Raw genomic sequence first — 16,497 nt, 5'->3', positions numbered from 1 at the left:
TTTTGTACGCTAGTATAATGCAACAAATTGTTTCAGTGCAGATAAGGTTATGACAAAGAAGCTAAGGTTTTTATCTACCACATCTACTATCCGAAGTACTGCTTTCATTGGGGTCATGGTAATTGCTGTGTTTGGTTCTCTAAACCTTTCTAATTATCAACAACTCAGTTTTGCGGATTGCCCTAAAAGTGTTACTTTTCAAAACTCTTTGCCTTTGAGTCACCCTATAAACCGTTGTGCTGCTCAAGAATCTCAAAGTATTAGTTGGTCTTCTTGGTTCACTGGTCACTCTAGCTCTTATCAATTTCACTTTATCGATTTATTAGAGCTACTGTCCCGCACTCCAGACTCTTCAGATAAAGGGTCTCATCACTAGTACATTAGTTAAGTCTTGCTGTTATTCTTTGAGTATAATGCCAATAATTCTGCTACTTTCAGCCTTTTATTGCCATTTTGACTAATAAAGCGACTAACCTGCAGTTTTGTGATATCCGCACCTTGATATATGTCTCTAGTAAATTCGGTGTCATGATTGCTAACTAAAACGGGGATGTTTCGAGTTTCATTTGCTCGTTTTGCTAAATCAGCGAGCTTTCTTTGATTATCTAAAGTAAAGCCTCCCTTTGCGTAACTATTGAACATGGCCGTTTTACTAATCGGTGCATAAGGCGGGTCACAATAAATAATCGCACCTTGACGGGCTTTTGCAAATACCTTCTCGAAAGAGGTGCAGGTGAATATTGCTTGTTGAGATTTTTCAGCAAAAAAGTGAATTTCTTTTTCAGGGTAGTAGGGGGCTTTATAACGGCCAAAAGGAACATTAAACTTTCCACTATTGTTATAACGGCATAAGCCGTTATAGCCGTGCCTATTTAAATATAAAAAGAATACTGCTCTTTCATATAAGTCGTTGGACTGATTAAACTCTTGCCTGATTTCGTAATAACGTTGCTCAGCATTATTCACTGCTGTAAATAACTCAATACTATCTTTAACGTAATTATCGGCTTGCTTTTTAACAATATTATATAGGTTAATGAGATCTGGGTTAATGTCATTAAGGAGATAGCGCGGATACTGAGTATTTAAAAATACAGATCCAGCGCCTACAAAAGGCTCAATTAATTTGTTTCCATCAGGTAGCTTGGTTTTTAAGTCTTCAATTAACTTATATTTTCCACCGGCCCATTTTAAAAAAGCTCTATTTTTTTTGTCTTTTATTACAGCCAATGCTCTACCAAACTGAAATACTAATTTTATCAGGCCGAATTGTAACGGCCTATGGTGAAAACAACAATTAGCTTAATCAACTTGTGCGGTGATTTCTTGTTTAATTTGCATTACTCGTTTCACAAAAGGACTATTTTTAAGCATTGCCGCAGGTAAACTCTGCATATGTAAGTTTGCTGCTTCAATTGAGGGGAAGCTTTGGCTGTTAATAAGCACAAACCATCTCACTTCATTTCGGTAGGTTGGATATATCCATACTTCAGATTCTAAACTTCCATCCTTGATGTATTCCATCAATGTATTGAAACTTGTCATGGCAGCAATTTGAATGACAAAGTTAGGGTCTGGCAATGCCAATACATCTCGAAGATTATTTAAGTATTGAGGTTGTGCTGCTTTGGGCTCAGGCCCGAGTGTATCTACTATTTCTTGAGTGTTTTTAGGCTCTGATGTGATATCTGGTACTGCATAGTCTTGGTCAATAGATGCTGTAGCAGGTGTTGAGGTTTCAATACTCGTTATAACCAATTTCTGGGGCGCAGATATAGTAGGTAAAGGTAGCTCTGTCGATTTTTCAATTTTAAGTTCTGTTGTGTTTACATCACTGCTATCTGATGATTGTGTGTCTGATGTTGATTCAGTTAACTGTTCTACCTTCCCTTCAATTTTGTCAACGGCTGTTTGCCAATCAGTTATCAATAAAGTATTTAAATCATGCTGTATTGATAACTTTGGCAATTGTTCGTTGGATTGAGCTGTTGTAGTTATCGTTTCGTCACTTATTTGACTCAATTCTTTGATTTCTATAGGTGGTGCTGACATTTCAATGACATCTTTAGTTGTTTTGTAATCTGACACCCATTTAAGGATGTTGTCAGAATACTGCCAACTTAAAATGCCCGCAAAGGTGAGTAAGAAAATTAGGGTAAGTAGAGTAATCATCCACCATTTTTTTAGTAAAGGTGTGTGAACATAAGTAGTTTGGTTTCTATTTTTTATTCGTTCTGCAAATTTTTGACGATTATGCTGAAGTAAGGCCTCTAGATCGGTATCTTCAAGAGACTCATAATTATCTTTACCTAGGGCACTCGCCGTGGCTGAAGGGGCGACGCTACTTGTCAGTATGATTGGTTTATCTTTAGAGCGAGAAGCTAAGCCTAATTTCATCTTTTCAGCCCAGCTTGATTCACCCATTAACAATACGTTTAGATGTTGTTTATTGTTTGCAAATCGACTTTGTAATACTAATTCCCAGATTTCTTTAACTAGTTTATTAGGAAGTTGTTCGGCTTGAAAAATACTAATAAGTACAGTGCCATTCTTATTATTTAACGGCGCTAATAATTGATTTAATGGACGGTGAAAGTCAACATTAGGCGTATTGGCAAGTAATTGCTTAAAAATTTTTTCTCGGTAACTGGCAAGGGGAGTCAGGGGATCTGCGTTAATAAGGGCTACATCGGTTTGACCATCTTGCTGGCTTAAGAAGCTTTCTACTACACGGGATTGTTGTTTGACTTTATCTGTACAAACAAATACCAACTGGGAGGAGTAACTAATTAAATAATCTAAACGGTCACTGAGTTCTGTGGTTGCCATATCTTTCTTGCCTGGGTTTACTTACCCATGACAAAGCTGAAATGGGTGTTAAATTACGAAAGAATTGACCTTAAAGTATCTTCGCTTACCTTGTTGGTAACCACTGCTTTACCAATATTTTCTGGAATAACAAAAAATAATTCACCTGCTTGTACTTTTTTATCATGACGCATATGTTTAACAAAATCGTTATAGGACATAGTGTCTGGTGCGGTTATAGGTAAATCAAAAGCTTGAAGCAATAACTCTACGCGTCTAAATTCTGACGCTTTAAGCCAATTCATATCAACTGCAACAGCAGTAGCAAGAACAATGCCTGCTGCTACAGCTTCGCCGTGTAGCCAGTTGCCGTAGCCCTGCTCAGCCTCAATTGCATGGCCAAAAGTATGGCCCAAATTTAGAATTGCTCTTAGGCCTGACTCTCTCTCATCAATTGCAACTATCTCGGCTTTAATTTCACAGCAGCGCGCAATCATATACTGTAAGGCGCTTTGTTCTTGTTGCTTAATTGCGATTTGATTTTGTTCTAACCAAACAAAAAACTCATAGTCGTAAATTACACCATACTTTATGACTTCTGCCATTCCAGCTGCAAACTCTCTAGCTGGCAAAGTACTGAGACTATTTGTGTCAATTAAAACGGCTTTGGGCTGATAGAAAGCCCCAATCATATTTTTACCAAGAGGGTGATTAACTGCGGTTTTGCCTCCTACTGAGGAGTCGACTTGCGATAATAAGGTCGTGGGTATTTGTATAAACGGCATACCCCTTTGAAAGCTTGCGGCAACAAATCCCGTCAAATCGCCTACTACACCACCACCCAATGCTATCAGCGTAGTATCACGAGCCGCTGACATCTCAAGAAGTTGCGTGATAACTAGCTCGAAACTTTTGAGGTTTTTATGTTGTTCACCATCAGAAAGTACTATTTTACTGACATCGTACCCAATCAAGGCCGACTCAAGTTGAGCATAATAGATAGGTTCAACAACATCATTTGTCACCACAACAACTCTATTAGTTTTTAGGTGTGAGGTAAGAACTTCTGGTGTTTCGAGTAACTGTGCCTGAATTAAAATAGGGTAGCTACGCTCTCCCAACTCAACTGTTAGTGTTGCCATAGTGACTGCCCTATTTTAAATATGATATGAATTAAAGACCGATTTTATCAATAATTTGATTTGCGACAGCTCTTGCACTTTGGTCGTCCGTTTCAACGATATAATCTGCAGCATCTTCATACAGTGGATTACGTTCTTCAGCTAAATTACGTAATACTGTTTCAGGGTCGTCTTTTTGTAGTAGTGGACGTCGCTTGTCTCTTTGAGTTCTAGCAACTTGCTTGTCAATTGTAGTTTGAAGGTATACGACTATGCCACGAGCAGATAAACGATTGCGTACGTTTTTAGTAACGATAGATCCGCCGCCAGTTGCTAAGACAATCCCTTGCTTGTCAGTTAAATCATTAATAACGTTTTCTTCACGTAAGCGGAATCCGTCTTCCCCTTCAATATCGAAAATCCAGGCTATATCTGCGCCCGCGCGTTTTTCGATCTCTTGATCTGAGTCAAAGAATTCTAAATGAAGTTCATCTGCTAGGTGTCTTCCGATAGTGCTTTTACCTGCACCCATCGGACCAATTAGGAATATATTACGTTTTTCGGCCATTTTTGCTTATATCACAACTTAGTTTATTTAAGGGGTAGAAAAGTATTGTGCGGCTACCCTTTTATGGATTAACCAGACCTCGTCTAAATTTCGAGTTCGCGATTATCTCAGTTTTATCGTGAATTTTGCAAGCTTTGTAAAACGAAACCTACATTTATACAACAAAAAACCGCTTAATTGGGGTATTAAGCGGTTTTTTGTGTTGTTCAAGCTTGAGTCTTAAGGTTAGTTTGCTCCTAACTGTTCAGTTACAATCTTAGGTGTCACAAAGATTAGTAGCTCTCTTTTTTCTAAAACCTCGGAAGTGTTTCTAAACAAACCTCCCACAAGAGGTAAGTCACCGAGTAAAGGAACTTTGCTTATATCATTAGTACTGCTTTGCTGGAAAATACCCCCTAGTACTATGGTTTCTCCATTTGCCACTAAAACCTGTGTACTAATTTCTTGGGTGTCTATTGCAACAGCATCGCCAGTTGAAGTAGTCACGGTATCACCACGTGTATCTTGTGTTACAACTAAGTCTAAAATTATACGATCATCCGGTGTGATATGAGGCGTGACTTTTAAGCTTAATACTGCTTTTTTAAATTCAACCGAAGTCGCTCCACTTGAAGTCGCTTCAACATAGGGAATTTCTGTACCTTGTTCAATATATGCTTCATGTTGATTAGCAACGGTAATACGAGGACTGGCTATGACTTCTCCCTTGTTTTCTGACTCAAGTGCAGACAATTCTAAATCAATAATTGTACCGTCAAGTAAACGGGCGATTTGAATTCCAATGCTACCGGCTGGATTAGCCACAGGTAAAGCGACATTCAGTCTGTCAGATACCGTTGAGGCAGAACCACTTGATATGGCGTCAGCTCCTGTAAGGCTTCCAGACACAGCTCCGTCATTAAAAGTATTACTTACCCCCCATTGTACGCCTAATGCCTCACTCGCATTGTCTCTCACTGTTACCATGCGTGATTCAATTAAAACTTGTTTAATAGGTATGTCTAGAGCTTTAACTAGTGCTACAGCTTCATCAATAGATAGCTGGGTATCACGGAGTAACAAAGTATTTGTGCGTTCATCAACAGCAACACTGCCTCTAGGAGTCAGAATACTGTTTTCAGTACCTTTCAGAATTTCAGCTAAGTCATTCGCTTTTGCATAATTAATTTGCACATTTGTAGATACAAGTGGAGCTAATTCAGCAACCTGTTGTTTAGACTGCAGTTGTTGAGTTTCTCGAGCAGTTAACTCTTCAGTTGGGGCAATTAATAGAATGTTGCCTTCAAGACGTTTATCTAAGCCTTTAATTTTTAAGATCATATCTAGTGCCTGGTCCCAAGGCACGCCTGACAGGCTTATAGTTACGTTGCCACTTACTGTGTCTGTGGTCACTAAGTTGAAACCATTAACTTGCGCAATAATTTGCAATACTTGTCTTACTGGTACATCTTGAAAATCAAGGGAGATAGGCTCACCTTTAAAGTCTGTTTGTTGCTGTTCTGTTGGCGCGTCTGCTGCGCGCTTTTCTATTTCTATGATAAGGCTACTTGATGATTTTTGATGGCGGAAAGTCACTTTATCGTTGGTGTAAAACTCTACTCGGCTTTGTTCGTCATCTTGAAAGGTTTCGATCATTTTTACTGGCGTCGCAAAATCAGTTACATCCATTTTGAACATTTGTTCTGAGCCTAAGTTAGTACCAAGTAATACCAATCTTAGACGATCTTCCATTTTGCTTAGTTGCAATTGAAATTCATCGTTACTAAATTGCAACTTCGCTTGAGCTCCACCACCATCGAGGCGTTTAAATTCTACATCTAGTAGTTCAGATACAAACACACTTTTGGGTTGAGGGGTTAAGTCAACCAAAGTTACATCTGTTTCTTGGCTGTTAGCCTTGGATGTTAAAAGGAGTACTACAAACGCAAGTAGCAAATATAACCACGTTGAATTTGTATTATGGTGTTTTTTATTATGATTTACGTGATTAGACATTATTTTCTCCAGCCTTCGAAGTCATGGTGAGTGTGGCTTGTTTTTTCTGCCAACATCCAGCGCCATCAGGTAGCATTTCTGTATATGAAACTGTGCCATTTTTAATTGAGTTTATTTTTCCAAAAAATAAACCAAGGTAATCGCCAATAGTTGCTTTAAATAAACTACCAGTATTTGCTTGAATTAACGCCCATTGTTTTCCATTTGATTCAAAAACACCGGTTACTGACAGTGCATCGATACCAAATCCTTGTAATGGTTGCTTGGTTCTATTGAAATCAGGTTGATCACAATTTGGTTGAGTTGTCACTTTTACGGTAACTCCAGTATTTCGAGGACGTTGAAACGGACTTCTTAGGGTTTTTGCAGAGTAAACAAACGTAGGTTTACTTTCAAATTCTGGGTAAGGCTCTATGTTCACCGATGTATTCGTTTTTACTTCAGCTACAAACGTTTGTAAATCATCAATTTTAGCCTCGCAACCACTTAACACTGCTATGGCAACAACTACTTTTAACGCTTTCATTTTGCCCCTCCTTTTGAGACTGAGGTAGAGGTTTCATTATCTATAGCGGCCCTGTAGGTTTTTGCTTGTACTTGTAACTTAAGGGTGTTTGCTTCTTGCGTCACTTCAAAATCATGAACAGTTACAATCCTAGGTAGCCCGGCTATTTCAGATGCAAACTGACCAAAATCGTGATATCCACCTGTTACTTCCATTTCGATGGGCAGTTCAGAGTAAAATTCCTTTGGAATTTCTCTCTGCCAATTAAGTAATCTAAACGTTAACCCCGCTGAAGTACCAACTAGTGTAATGTCATCTAATAGACCTGGTGTTTCGTTACTGGTAGGTAACGATTTCAACATAGATGAAAAGTCATTTTGTAAGTCTGCTAATTGTTCTTCATAAGCTTTTAAATTAACGGCTATTCTATATTTAGCTTGAAAAGTTAGTTTCAAATCAGCTTCTTTATTTTGGGCCGCTTCAAGTAAAGGTAACTTTGACTTAACTAAACCATAATACCCGCCTACTAAAGAAAGTGTAATGACAAATAAAACAACAACAGTCTTTACTTCAAATGGCCAGACAGCTACTTGCTCAAAATCTAAGTCGTTAATTTCTTTTAATTTATTAAAATCAAATTTCATTTTTTGTCCCCTTCATTAGTCGCAGAAAAATCTGGGGCGACCTTGGGGTTAATGGTAAATGTAAGTTTAAAATCACTCACTGCTTCTAAAGCCGATGTATCAGCTTTTATTGAGGATATTTCACCGCTGCTAAATATAGCTGAGTCTTCTAGTTGACGCATAAAGTCGGCTAAACGATTATTTGATTCGCTGATCCCTAAAATTTCCATGCGATTGCCTCGTCTAGAAAAACTTCGGAATGACAAACCAGGTGGAACCAAGCGAACTAGCTCGTCTAAGACAATAGGCACCGCATTTCTACTGGATTCTAGTTGTTCTATTAGCGCCATTCTTTGTTCTATCGCTTGTTTGTCTTTTTGAATATTTTTAATTTTAGCTATTTGTTGATCTAGTAAGACAGTCTGTTCTTCAATAAAATTATTACGATAGGTTTGATTGGAAATCATATTGTCTACCAAATACCCAACTGCAAACATTAAACCTACCGCACTCAATGCTAATATAGCTAACAACGTTAGGTAATTTTTTTTGTCTTCTGCCCTGCGACTTTCACGCCAGGGCAATAAGTTTATATGTGCCATGGTTGAAAACTCCTACTTGCTAATCCCAAAGCTATAAGTAGCTGGGGAGCTGCATGTTGTAAATCTGCTTGGTTGATTTTTTCATTGCTGCTCATAGTTAAAAATGGGTTAAACATGGTGACGTTTATGCTTAAGTCAGCAGATAAATCTTCAGGTAAAGTGTCTAGGTGACACCCCCCACCACAAATAATCAAGTCTGTAGGTCGAGGAGAGTTTGTGGTACTCATGTAAACTTGAATGATGCGATTAATATTTTGTTGCAAGTTTGCTAAAAACATTGGGTAGGCATCTTGCTTCCATGTTTCAGGTAAGGTGTTGTCTGTTAGCTGTTGTTCAATTTGAACTCTGTCTTGTGAATACAACATTGATAAGTCTTGGATTAGTGCATCCATACCGTAGTTATGATCTTTGGTATAAATAGCTTGTCCATTTTTTACCACGCAAAACTGTAAGTGACTAGCCCCAATATTAAGGCAATACGTTAAGTCATCTGGGTCGCTATTACTAAACTCAGAAACGGCAGCCCCTAAAGCATAACTTTCAATATCTACAATTTTGGCTTCATAACCTTCTTCACCTAAAAGTATGATACGTCGGTCTACAATGTCTTTATGCACTGCGCTTAGTAGCACTTCCACTTTGTTGTTACTGGTTTCACTTTCACTAATTTCTTCGAAATCGATATAAACTTCATCTAACGGATAAGGAATAAGGCTATCTGCTTCGAGTTCTATTTGACTTTCAAGTTCTAGATCAGTCTGGCCTGGCGCCATATGCACTACTTTATTAAGTACTGTTGAACCTGCCACAGCGATAGCCACCAATTTATTCTTACTCTTAAGTGCGAGTTTCACACGTTTAAGAGCTTGACTAACGGCTTCGAAATCTTTGATTTCACGTTCCGCGAAAGCGTTGCCCGAAATAGGCTCACATGCAAATGCTTGTAACTTGTATTGGTTCGCTGATTTCTCTAAAACAATCGCTTTAATATAGCGAGTACCGATATCAAGACCAACCATTTGTTGTGTTTTAGGACCGAATAATTTTTTCAATTGTTCTACACCCGATTGAAGAATAAGAATTTCACGCAAGCATTATTACGCATTTTTTTATATTTTATGGTTCTAATAAGCGTACATAGGTATAAAATGTAGATCATTTAAAAGAAGTTGCCTTGGTATTATCTGTTTGTGAAATTACTTAAACCCGTATTAATTGTTGTTTCAAGCCTGTTTCTTGTTGGTGTTGCCATCGTTATAGGTACCTATTTTTATATCAAATCTGATCTGCCTAGTGTTGATGTACTCAAAGATGTACGCCTACAAACGCCTATGCGTATATATACTCAAGACGGCAAGCTTATTTCACAATACGGAGTAAAAAGACGTATCCCATTAAGCCTTGAAGATATACCTGAAACCTTAAAACAAGCGGTGATCGCAACTGAAGATAGCCGCTTTTATGATCACCCTGGTATAGATCCTATCGGCATGATGCGTGCTTTAGTTAATTTAGTTATAACAGGCGAAAAAGGGCAGGGAGGGAGCACCTTAACCATGCAATTAGCCCGAGACTTCTTTCTAACAAGAGAGAAACGGTATATTCGTAAGATTCGAGAGATCATACTTGCTTGGCATATGGAGCAACTACTAAGTAAAGAAGAAATACTAGCGTTATATTTGAATAAAGTTGAATTAGGTCATAGAGCATTTGGCTTTGGTGCTGCGGCACAAGTTTATTATGGTAAATCTTTAAAGGAGCTGACTTTAGCCCAAGTTGCGACAATTGCAGGTTTACCTCAAGCTCCTTCAGTACTAAATCCTATTAGTCGTCCAGAACGATCAGTTGTCAGAAGGCGTATCGTTTTATTACGTATGCTTGACGAGGAGTATATTACGCGAGCGCAGTTTGACGAAGCCGTGGCTGCACCAGTTACGGCTAAAAAATATGGCGCCGAAATCGATTTGGATGCCCCTTATTTGGCTGATGTGATTTACAGTGAAATGATTAACCTTTACGGTAAAGATGAAGCTGAAACCGGTGGTTACCAAATTTACGCTACCGCCACATCAGAGTTACAGGCTGCAGCGCAACAAGCCGTGCGTAGAAACCTCCACGATTATGATGAAAGACACGGTTACCATGGGCCGTTACAACAACTTTGGGACGTAGCAAATGAAGAGATTGTGACCCTTGATGACCAAGTGTTAGAGAATCAGCCTTGGTCAGAAGAAAAAATGTTAGCACATTTACAACAAATACGAACGTTTGAATCTCTTGAACCCGCTGTTGTTGTAAAAGTGAACGATAAAGACATCATTATTTTTAACCGGGCAGGTAAATACAATATTATTGATTGGGAAGGTTTGGATTGGGCAAGGCCATTTATTAATGACGCCAAACAAGGGGCTGCCCCGGAAACAGCCAGTGATATTTTGCAAGAAGGTGCATTAATCCTTATCCGCCGAAGGCAAGAAGACTCTCATTGGCAGTTGACTCAGTTTCCGCAGGCCACTGGAGCTTTAGTTGCCTTAGATCCTAAAAACGGTGCAGTACAAGCAGTGGTTGGTGGATACAGTTTTTATCAGAGTCAATTCAACCGAGCGACTCAAGCTAAAAGGCAGGTTGGTTCAAATATCAAGCCTTTCATATACTCCGCTGCTTTAGATAGTGGTAATACATTATCTAGTATTATTAATGACGCTCCTATTACTCAGTGGCAAGCTGGGTCTGGTAATGCATGGCGTCCTGAAAACTCACCTGCAGAATATGATGGGCCTATACGAATGAGAGTGGCTCTGAGTAAGTCTAAAAATGTAGTATCTGTGCGTTTATTAAGGGCAGTAGGATTAGATAAGGTTACAGAGTACTTATCTAGATTTGGTTTTGACAAAGATGATATACCAAGAGATGAAACTGTTTCTTTGGGTTCAGGGTCTCATACTCCACTTGAAGTAGTAACCGCAATGGCTACTATTGCAAACGGTGGGTTTTTGATTCAGCCGCATTTTATTCATAGAATTGAAGATGAAATGGGGGAAGTATTATGGCGAGCTAATCCTGTGTTTGCCTGCGACCCGTGTGATGAGATAACAGAGTCTAATGTTACTGATGTAGCTGAAGATGACCTTGAAGCTTTGTTAGCGGTAGAGTTCGGATTAGAGAATCAAACAGTTGACGCTACTACCAAGCCCGTTTCTGCAAAAATATCCGCCCCTAGAGTGATAAGTGAAGAAAATGCATTTTTAGTGGCAGAAATGATGCGTTCAGCGGTACAAATAAATGGAGCTTGGGCTAATAGAGGTACAGGCTGGCGAACGGCTTTATTGTTAGATCGTAAAGACGTTGCTGGTAAAACAGGAACCACAAATGATGTTCGTGATACTTGGTTTAGTGGCTTCACGCCAGATTTAGTAGCAACAGCCTGGGTAGGGTTTGATGATAATAATCGTCGCTTGGGTCGCACTTCTGCAAATCAAAACCTAGTGAATAAAAACCCACAGAAATACAACTATATAGGTAATGCTATGGTGGGCAGTGAAGCAGGGGCTTTGGCTGCTCAGCCTGCTTGGATAAGATTCATGAAAGTGGCCCTTGCAGGAACACCAGAACATCTTTTGCCTATGCCAACTGATTTGGTTACTCTACGCATCGATAAAAACACGGGAAAATTAACCAATAGAACTGACAAAACGTCCATGTTTGAATATTTTATACAGGGTACTGAGCCTGATGTTTTTGTATCTGAATCAGATATTTCGGTATATGAAACAGATGGGGAGTCAAGTGATAGTCAACTTGAAGATATATTTTAGAGAGACAAATGCGTAAATATTTATAACAAGCAGTTATTACAAAGGATATTAAAAGAATGCCTAAACGGAAAAAACCTAATGCTTTATACATCCCACATTCAGGGCCTTCTCTTCTAGAGACCCCACTATTAAATAAAGGCAGTGCTTTTAGTAGTGCGGAGAGAGTGGCCTTTAATCTTACGGGGTTAATCCCTCCTCGTTATGAAAGCATTAGCGAACAGGTCGACAGGGCCTATATGCAATACTCCAGTTTTGATGAGCCCATCAACAAGCATATTTATTTACGTGCCATTCAAGATAATAACGAAACTTTGTATTATCGTTTAGTGCAAAAACACATAGATGAAATGATGCCTATCATTTATACCCCAACAGTTGGGGACGCTTGTGAGCAATTCTCTGATATATATCGTAGCTCGAGAGGTTTATTTATTTCGTATTCTGAGCGTCATCAAATGGATGACATATTGCGAAATGCGACAAAGCGTCAAGTTAAAGTCATTGTGGTCACTGATGGTGAGCGTATTTTAGGACTGGGCGATCAAGGGATTGGGGGCATGGGGATCCCTATTGGCAAGCTATCTTTATACACTGCATGTGGTGGTGTGAGTCCCGCATATACTTTGCCTGTAATGTTAGATGTAGGGACCAACAATGAAAAACTTCTAGCTGATCCTATGTATATGGGGGCGAGACACAAGCGTATTGGTCAAGCTGAGTACGATGAATTTGTGGATATGTTCATTCAAGCAATTCAGCGACGTTGGCCTAAAGTTATGTTGCAATTTGAAGATTTTGCACAGCCCAATGCCATGCCATTACTCGAACGTTATCGCGATAAAATTTGTTGCTTTAACGATGATATTCAAGGTACAGCGTCAGTGACAGTCGGGACTATTTTAGCTGCCTGTAAAAGTAAGAATGCTAAATTGAGTGAGCAAAATGTGACCTTTGTTGGAGCTGGCTCTGCAGGATGCGGTATTGCCGAACAAATCATTAATCAAATGTGTAGTGAAGGTATTTCAGATGCGCAGGCTCGTAGCCAAGTGTTTATGGTTGACCGTTTTGGTTTGCTCACTCAAGGCATGCAAGGTTTACGAGACTTTCAAGAGCGTCTCATGCAGTCTCACGAAAACATCAGTGAGTGGTCATACAGTGGAGAGTATGCCTCTTTATTGGATGTGATGAATTGCGCTAAACCTGGTATCTTGATTGGCGTATCCGGTCAGTCAGGGTTATTCACTGAAGACGTAATCCGCACCATGAAAAAAGGCTGCGAATTACCTATCATATTTCCTCTTAGTAACCCTTCTCGTCAAGTTGAGGCGGTCCCGGAAGACGTCATTAACTGGACCGACGGAAACGTCATCATTGCTACCGGAAGCCCATTTAAACCTGTTGAATATAATGGTAAGACTTACACCATTGCTCAGTGCAACAATAGTTATATATTCCCTGGTATTGGTCTTGGCGTATTAGCAAGTAAAGCTACATCTATTAGCGATGAAATGCTTATGGCAACCAGTGCAGCACTGGCTAATGCATCACCTTTGGCAAAAACAGGTAAGGGTGACTTATTACCATGTCTTGGTGAGATTGCGTCGTTAAGTAAAACGATTGCTTTTGACGTAGCAAAGGTCGCTATGAAACAAGGCTATGCCCTCGAAATGTCTGATGAAGACTTACAAGCCAGTATTGAGCGTAATTTTTGGTTACCAGAATACAGACCTTATAAGCGTGTCAGTATTTAGAGAGGTAACTATCTTACTGTCTAGCTTGTTTAATCTTACTTGCTAGCTTTTCACTTACAGGTAAGGTTTTGAAGGGGCTAATATTAGTCCCTCCAGTATTCCCTATTGGGACCAAACCTAAACAGGTTTTACTTATTGCACCAACAATTCTTAAAAATTGACCTACAAACTCTTTAGTATCGGCGGTCCGTAGCGCCCAAATCAACATCAGAATATGAACTTTTGTATGCTAGTAGGTAGATCCTTGCCCAAGCACATGGGCATTTTCTAGGTATGTAAACTCTAGCGGATAATTGGTGTTTTCTCTTGCCTGTTTTGCCAAACGCAATTCATCTAATACATAAAGGCCAATATTTTTAGTGAAGTTAGTTTTCATTAATATTTATCAAGTCTGGTCTGTAATTAAACAATGTAGCTTAAAATCTTGCTCAAAGGGGGATTTCAACAAATCGAGAGTCATTACCTGTTACACCGAAGCAAAAGTGGGTTGATAAACAAATCTAAAACAAGTTTGTCTTCGTAAACTCCATAAATAATTTTTGAGAACCGCTTATGTTCAACCTATTTAAGAAAAATCCAATCAAAAAATTAGAAAAAGCCTACTTAGTGAAGCTTGAGCAAGCTATGCATGCTCAAAGAAAAGGAGACATTAAATCTTACTCTATGATCACTGAAGAAGCCGAAAAAATTCAAGAGCAAATGTCGGCATTACAGCAATCAGAGTAGGGGGTTATTCTTTAAAAAGACTCTTGGTAACCAAATAAGCCTTGATTCCCGCCTGTATGTAAAAATAGCTGGTGAGTATTAGGTTTTATCACTTCATTAGCACATAAATCGATTAAACCTGCCATTGCTTTGCCGGTATAAACCGGATCAAGTAACACTCCCTCAAGCTGCGCACATTGCTGCACTGCGTTAATCATTGAGGGGGTGGTGATACCGTAACCTTCACCATAGTAATTACCATTGGCCAATACCCGACCATTTGCTTCATCAGGGTTTATGCCTAGTTTAGTGAGCGTTTCTTTAAGTAGCTCTGTGACCAATTGTTCTTGGTTTTGTGTCGAGCGACTTACTGCGATACCTAACACTTGAATATCTGATTTAGCGGCAATTAACCCTGCTAATAAGCCGGCTTGCGTTCCGGCACTGCCAGAGGCTAAAACAATTTGATCTATGTGGATATTGTCTTTTTCTAGCTGTTGTAAAATTTCATTAGCACAGCGAACGTAACCTAAACTACCGAGAACATTAGATCCTCCCATAGGAATGAAATATGGTTTACGGCCTGCATTTTTAAGCTGGGTTAATAATGCCCCTACATACTCAAAGGCGTCTTGGGTCAGCCCTAACTCATGGATTTTTGCCCCAAGGAGTCGATCTAACAACATATTACCGTTGTGGTAATAGTCCGTTTTTGGCGTGCCGGCTACATCTTCTAAAACAAGTTCACACTGAAAGCCAAACTTGGCAGCTGCTGCTGCTGTTTGCCTTGCGTGATTTGACTGTAAGCCTCCCACTGTTACTAGAGTATCAGCACCTTGTTGTTGTGCATCTGCAATTAAATATTCTAGTTTTCGTGTTTTATTGCCACCACCGGCTAGGCCAGTACAGTCATCTCGTTTCATGTACAACTGACAACCTAATTCAGTCGACAAACGTGGTAAATACTCTAGTGGAGTTGGGCCGTGAGTGATAGATGCTCGTGGTATCCTCTGAAAATAGTTAGTCATAGTTAATTCACACTTTTTAATTGTTGTTCTTAGGCGGTATGTGTCGATGGTTATCAAGCCATCTTGTTGTTCAACGTTTAATTCTGCTTATATTTATGCAGTGTCTTCTTAGGAATATGGCAATAGTCGTTTGGAAAACGGGTTAACCTCTCTTGATGTTCATCGTCACTTTTTACATAGTTATTTAGGGGAACAACCTCAATCGCTATTTTGTGCGCGTCATCACGTTTGCTGATGTACTGCTTGGCAATTTCAAGATGCTTGGTATGTTTGCTATAAATGCCTGTTCGATACTTTCTGCCTACGTCCTGTCCTTGCTGGTCGATGCTGTATGGGTCGATGATTTCAAAAAAGTAATCTATTAGCTCAATGACGGTAACAAGTTTGGTTGCAAAGCTGACTTTTACACACTCAGCAAATCCATCGTAGTCACTTTTTGTGGTGTTACTTGCTCCATTAGCTCTGCCAGCTTCCGTGCTTACCACCCCAGGTAGATGTTTTAAATACTCTTGAACGCCCCAGAGGCAACCGCCAGCAAAATAAATATCTTCTATGGAGTGTGTGTGTTCTATGTGTTGTTTTGTTGTCATATTTAGTCGGTTGTGTTGGCGAGCTTAGATAAGGATCTTAAATACAAGAATGATTGGATTTTATCATAGGTATTTTGGCAGTTTGTAATGCTATTTAACCTAAATATCGCCAAAAGAGTTTTTATTTTGATGTTTCTTATCCAATGCACAGATTATTTATATTTTTAGTGTCAAACAAAAAGCAACTATTCTTCTTCGAGGATTCTATGTGTAATATGTCATAGCTTCATATACAATCCCGTCCCATTGTTACCTGCACATACCAAGGTATGTTGACGAATAAAATCTTCGTTTGCTTTCATTTTCTAAGCCATTAATGATAGTCCTCTGCCTTTATTTTTTTACATAGCTACCTTAGTCTAGTTAGAGCAAATACTATTGTTACT

Annotated in this window: 15 protein-coding genes and 1 pseudogene; 4 read left to right on the top strand and 12 right to left on the bottom strand. The window is 39.2% G+C overall.

Annotation, left to right across the window (positions count from 1 at the left end):
- Positions 1-49 precede the first annotated feature (49 nt).
- The gene (locus ABJD71_RS06090; protein WP_348166108.1) at positions 50-376 is read left to right on the top strand and encodes a hypothetical protein; all 327 of its coding nucleotides are present in this window, start codon (positions 50-52) and stop codon (positions 374-376) included.
- Positions 377-384: 8 nt separating this feature from the next.
- Here the strand turns inward: ABJD71_RS06090 and ABJD71_RS06085 are convergent, their stop codons facing one another.
- The 9 genes from ABJD71_RS06085 to pilM form a co-directional block, all read right to left on the bottom strand.
- A complete protein-coding gene (locus ABJD71_RS06085) occupies positions 385-1,221 on the bottom strand; it encodes a Dam family site-specific DNA-(adenine-N6)-methyltransferase (RefSeq protein ID WP_348166541.1) in 837 nt (278 codons plus the stop codon).
- Between the two features lie 81 nt (positions 1,222-1,302).
- A complete protein-coding gene (locus ABJD71_RS06080; RefSeq protein WP_348166105.1) occupies positions 1,303-2,829 on the bottom strand; it encodes a DamX protein in 1,527 nt (508 codons plus the stop codon).
- Positions 2,830-2,882: 53 nt separating this feature from the next.
- Entirely contained in the window at positions 2,883-3,950 is a 1,068-nt protein-coding gene (gene aroB / locus ABJD71_RS06075; protein WP_348166102.1) for a 3-dehydroquinate synthase, read from the bottom strand.
- A gap of 31 nt (positions 3,951-3,981) precedes the next feature.
- Positions 3,982-4,497: a shikimate kinase AroK gene (gene aroK, locus ABJD71_RS06070; RefSeq protein ID WP_133470810.1), complete on the bottom strand. Its 516-nt coding sequence runs from the start codon at positions 4,495-4,497 to the stop codon at positions 3,982-3,984.
- 225 nt (positions 4,498-4,722) lie between these two features.
- Positions 4,723-6,492: a type IV pilus secretin PilQ family protein gene (locus ABJD71_RS06065; RefSeq protein ID WP_348166099.1), complete on the bottom strand. Its 1,770-nt coding sequence runs from the start codon at positions 6,490-6,492 to the stop codon at positions 4,723-4,725.
- Positions 6,485-7,018, bottom strand: a complete 534-nt coding sequence (locus tag ABJD71_RS06060; protein ID WP_348166096.1) for a pilus assembly protein PilP — start codon at positions 7,016-7,018, stop codon at positions 6,485-6,487. The genes ABJD71_RS06065 and ABJD71_RS06060 overlap by 8 nt, the downstream gene beginning before the upstream one ends.
- The gene (locus tag ABJD71_RS06055) at positions 7,015-7,641 is read right to left on the bottom strand and encodes a type 4a pilus biogenesis protein PilO (protein ID WP_348166093.1); all 627 of its coding nucleotides are present in this window, start codon (positions 7,639-7,641) and stop codon (positions 7,015-7,017) included. Before ABJD71_RS06055 ends, ABJD71_RS06060 begins: the two co-directional genes overlap by 4 nt.
- A complete protein-coding gene (locus ABJD71_RS06050) occupies positions 7,638-8,222 on the bottom strand; it encodes a PilN domain-containing protein (protein WP_348166090.1) in 585 nt (194 codons plus the stop codon). Before ABJD71_RS06050 ends, ABJD71_RS06055 begins: the two co-directional genes overlap by 4 nt.
- A complete protein-coding gene (gene pilM, locus ABJD71_RS06045) occupies positions 8,210-9,274 on the bottom strand; it encodes a type IV pilus assembly protein PilM (protein ID WP_348166087.1) in 1,065 nt (354 codons plus the stop codon). The genes ABJD71_RS06050 and pilM overlap by 13 nt, the downstream gene beginning before the upstream one ends.
- A gap of 138 nt (positions 9,275-9,412) precedes the next feature.
- Between pilM and ABJD71_RS06040 the strand changes: the two genes are divergently transcribed.
- Complete coding sequence (locus ABJD71_RS06040; RefSeq protein WP_348166084.1) at positions 9,413-12,037, top strand: penicillin-binding protein 1A; 2,625 nt, start codon at positions 9,413-9,415, stop codon at positions 12,035-12,037.
- A gap of 56 nt (positions 12,038-12,093) precedes the next feature.
- Entirely contained in the window at positions 12,094-13,788 is a 1,695-nt protein-coding gene (locus ABJD71_RS06035) for an NAD-dependent malic enzyme (protein ID WP_348166081.1), read from the top strand.
- A 13-nt stretch (positions 13,789-13,801) separates the two neighbouring features.
- Here the strand turns inward: ABJD71_RS06035 and ABJD71_RS06030 are convergent.
- Positions 13,802-14,164, bottom strand: a pseudogene (locus ABJD71_RS06030) (DUF3703 domain-containing protein).
- A gap of 176 nt (positions 14,165-14,340) precedes the next feature.
- Between ABJD71_RS06030 and ABJD71_RS06025 the strand changes: the two are divergent.
- Positions 14,341-14,514, top strand: coding sequence for a DUF6435 family protein (locus ABJD71_RS06025; RefSeq protein ID WP_348166078.1), 174 nt, complete (start codon positions 14,341-14,343; stop codon positions 14,512-14,514).
- Positions 14,515-14,525: 11 nt separating this feature from the next.
- Here the strand turns inward: ABJD71_RS06025 and ABJD71_RS06020 are convergent, their stop codons facing one another.
- Both ABJD71_RS06020 and ABJD71_RS06015 read right to left on the bottom strand, forming a co-directional pair.
- Complete coding sequence (locus ABJD71_RS06020; protein WP_348166075.1) at positions 14,526-15,521, bottom strand: D-cysteine desulfhydrase; 996 nt, start codon at positions 15,519-15,521, stop codon at positions 14,526-14,528.
- Between the two features lie 77 nt (positions 15,522-15,598).
- Positions 15,599-16,111: a peptide-methionine (S)-S-oxide reductase gene (locus ABJD71_RS06015; RefSeq protein WP_348166072.1), complete on the bottom strand. Its 513-nt coding sequence runs from the start codon at positions 16,109-16,111 to the stop codon at positions 15,599-15,601.
- Positions 16,112-16,497: the final 386 nt, after the last annotated feature.

This window comes from Paraglaciecola sp. (assembly GCF_039943935.1).
Taxonomy (GTDB): Bacteria; Pseudomonadota; Gammaproteobacteria; order Enterobacterales; family Alteromonadaceae; genus Paraglaciecola.
The sequence above is the reverse complement of the archived record's forward strand: the minus strand, read 5'-3'. Positions and strand labels throughout refer to the sequence as shown.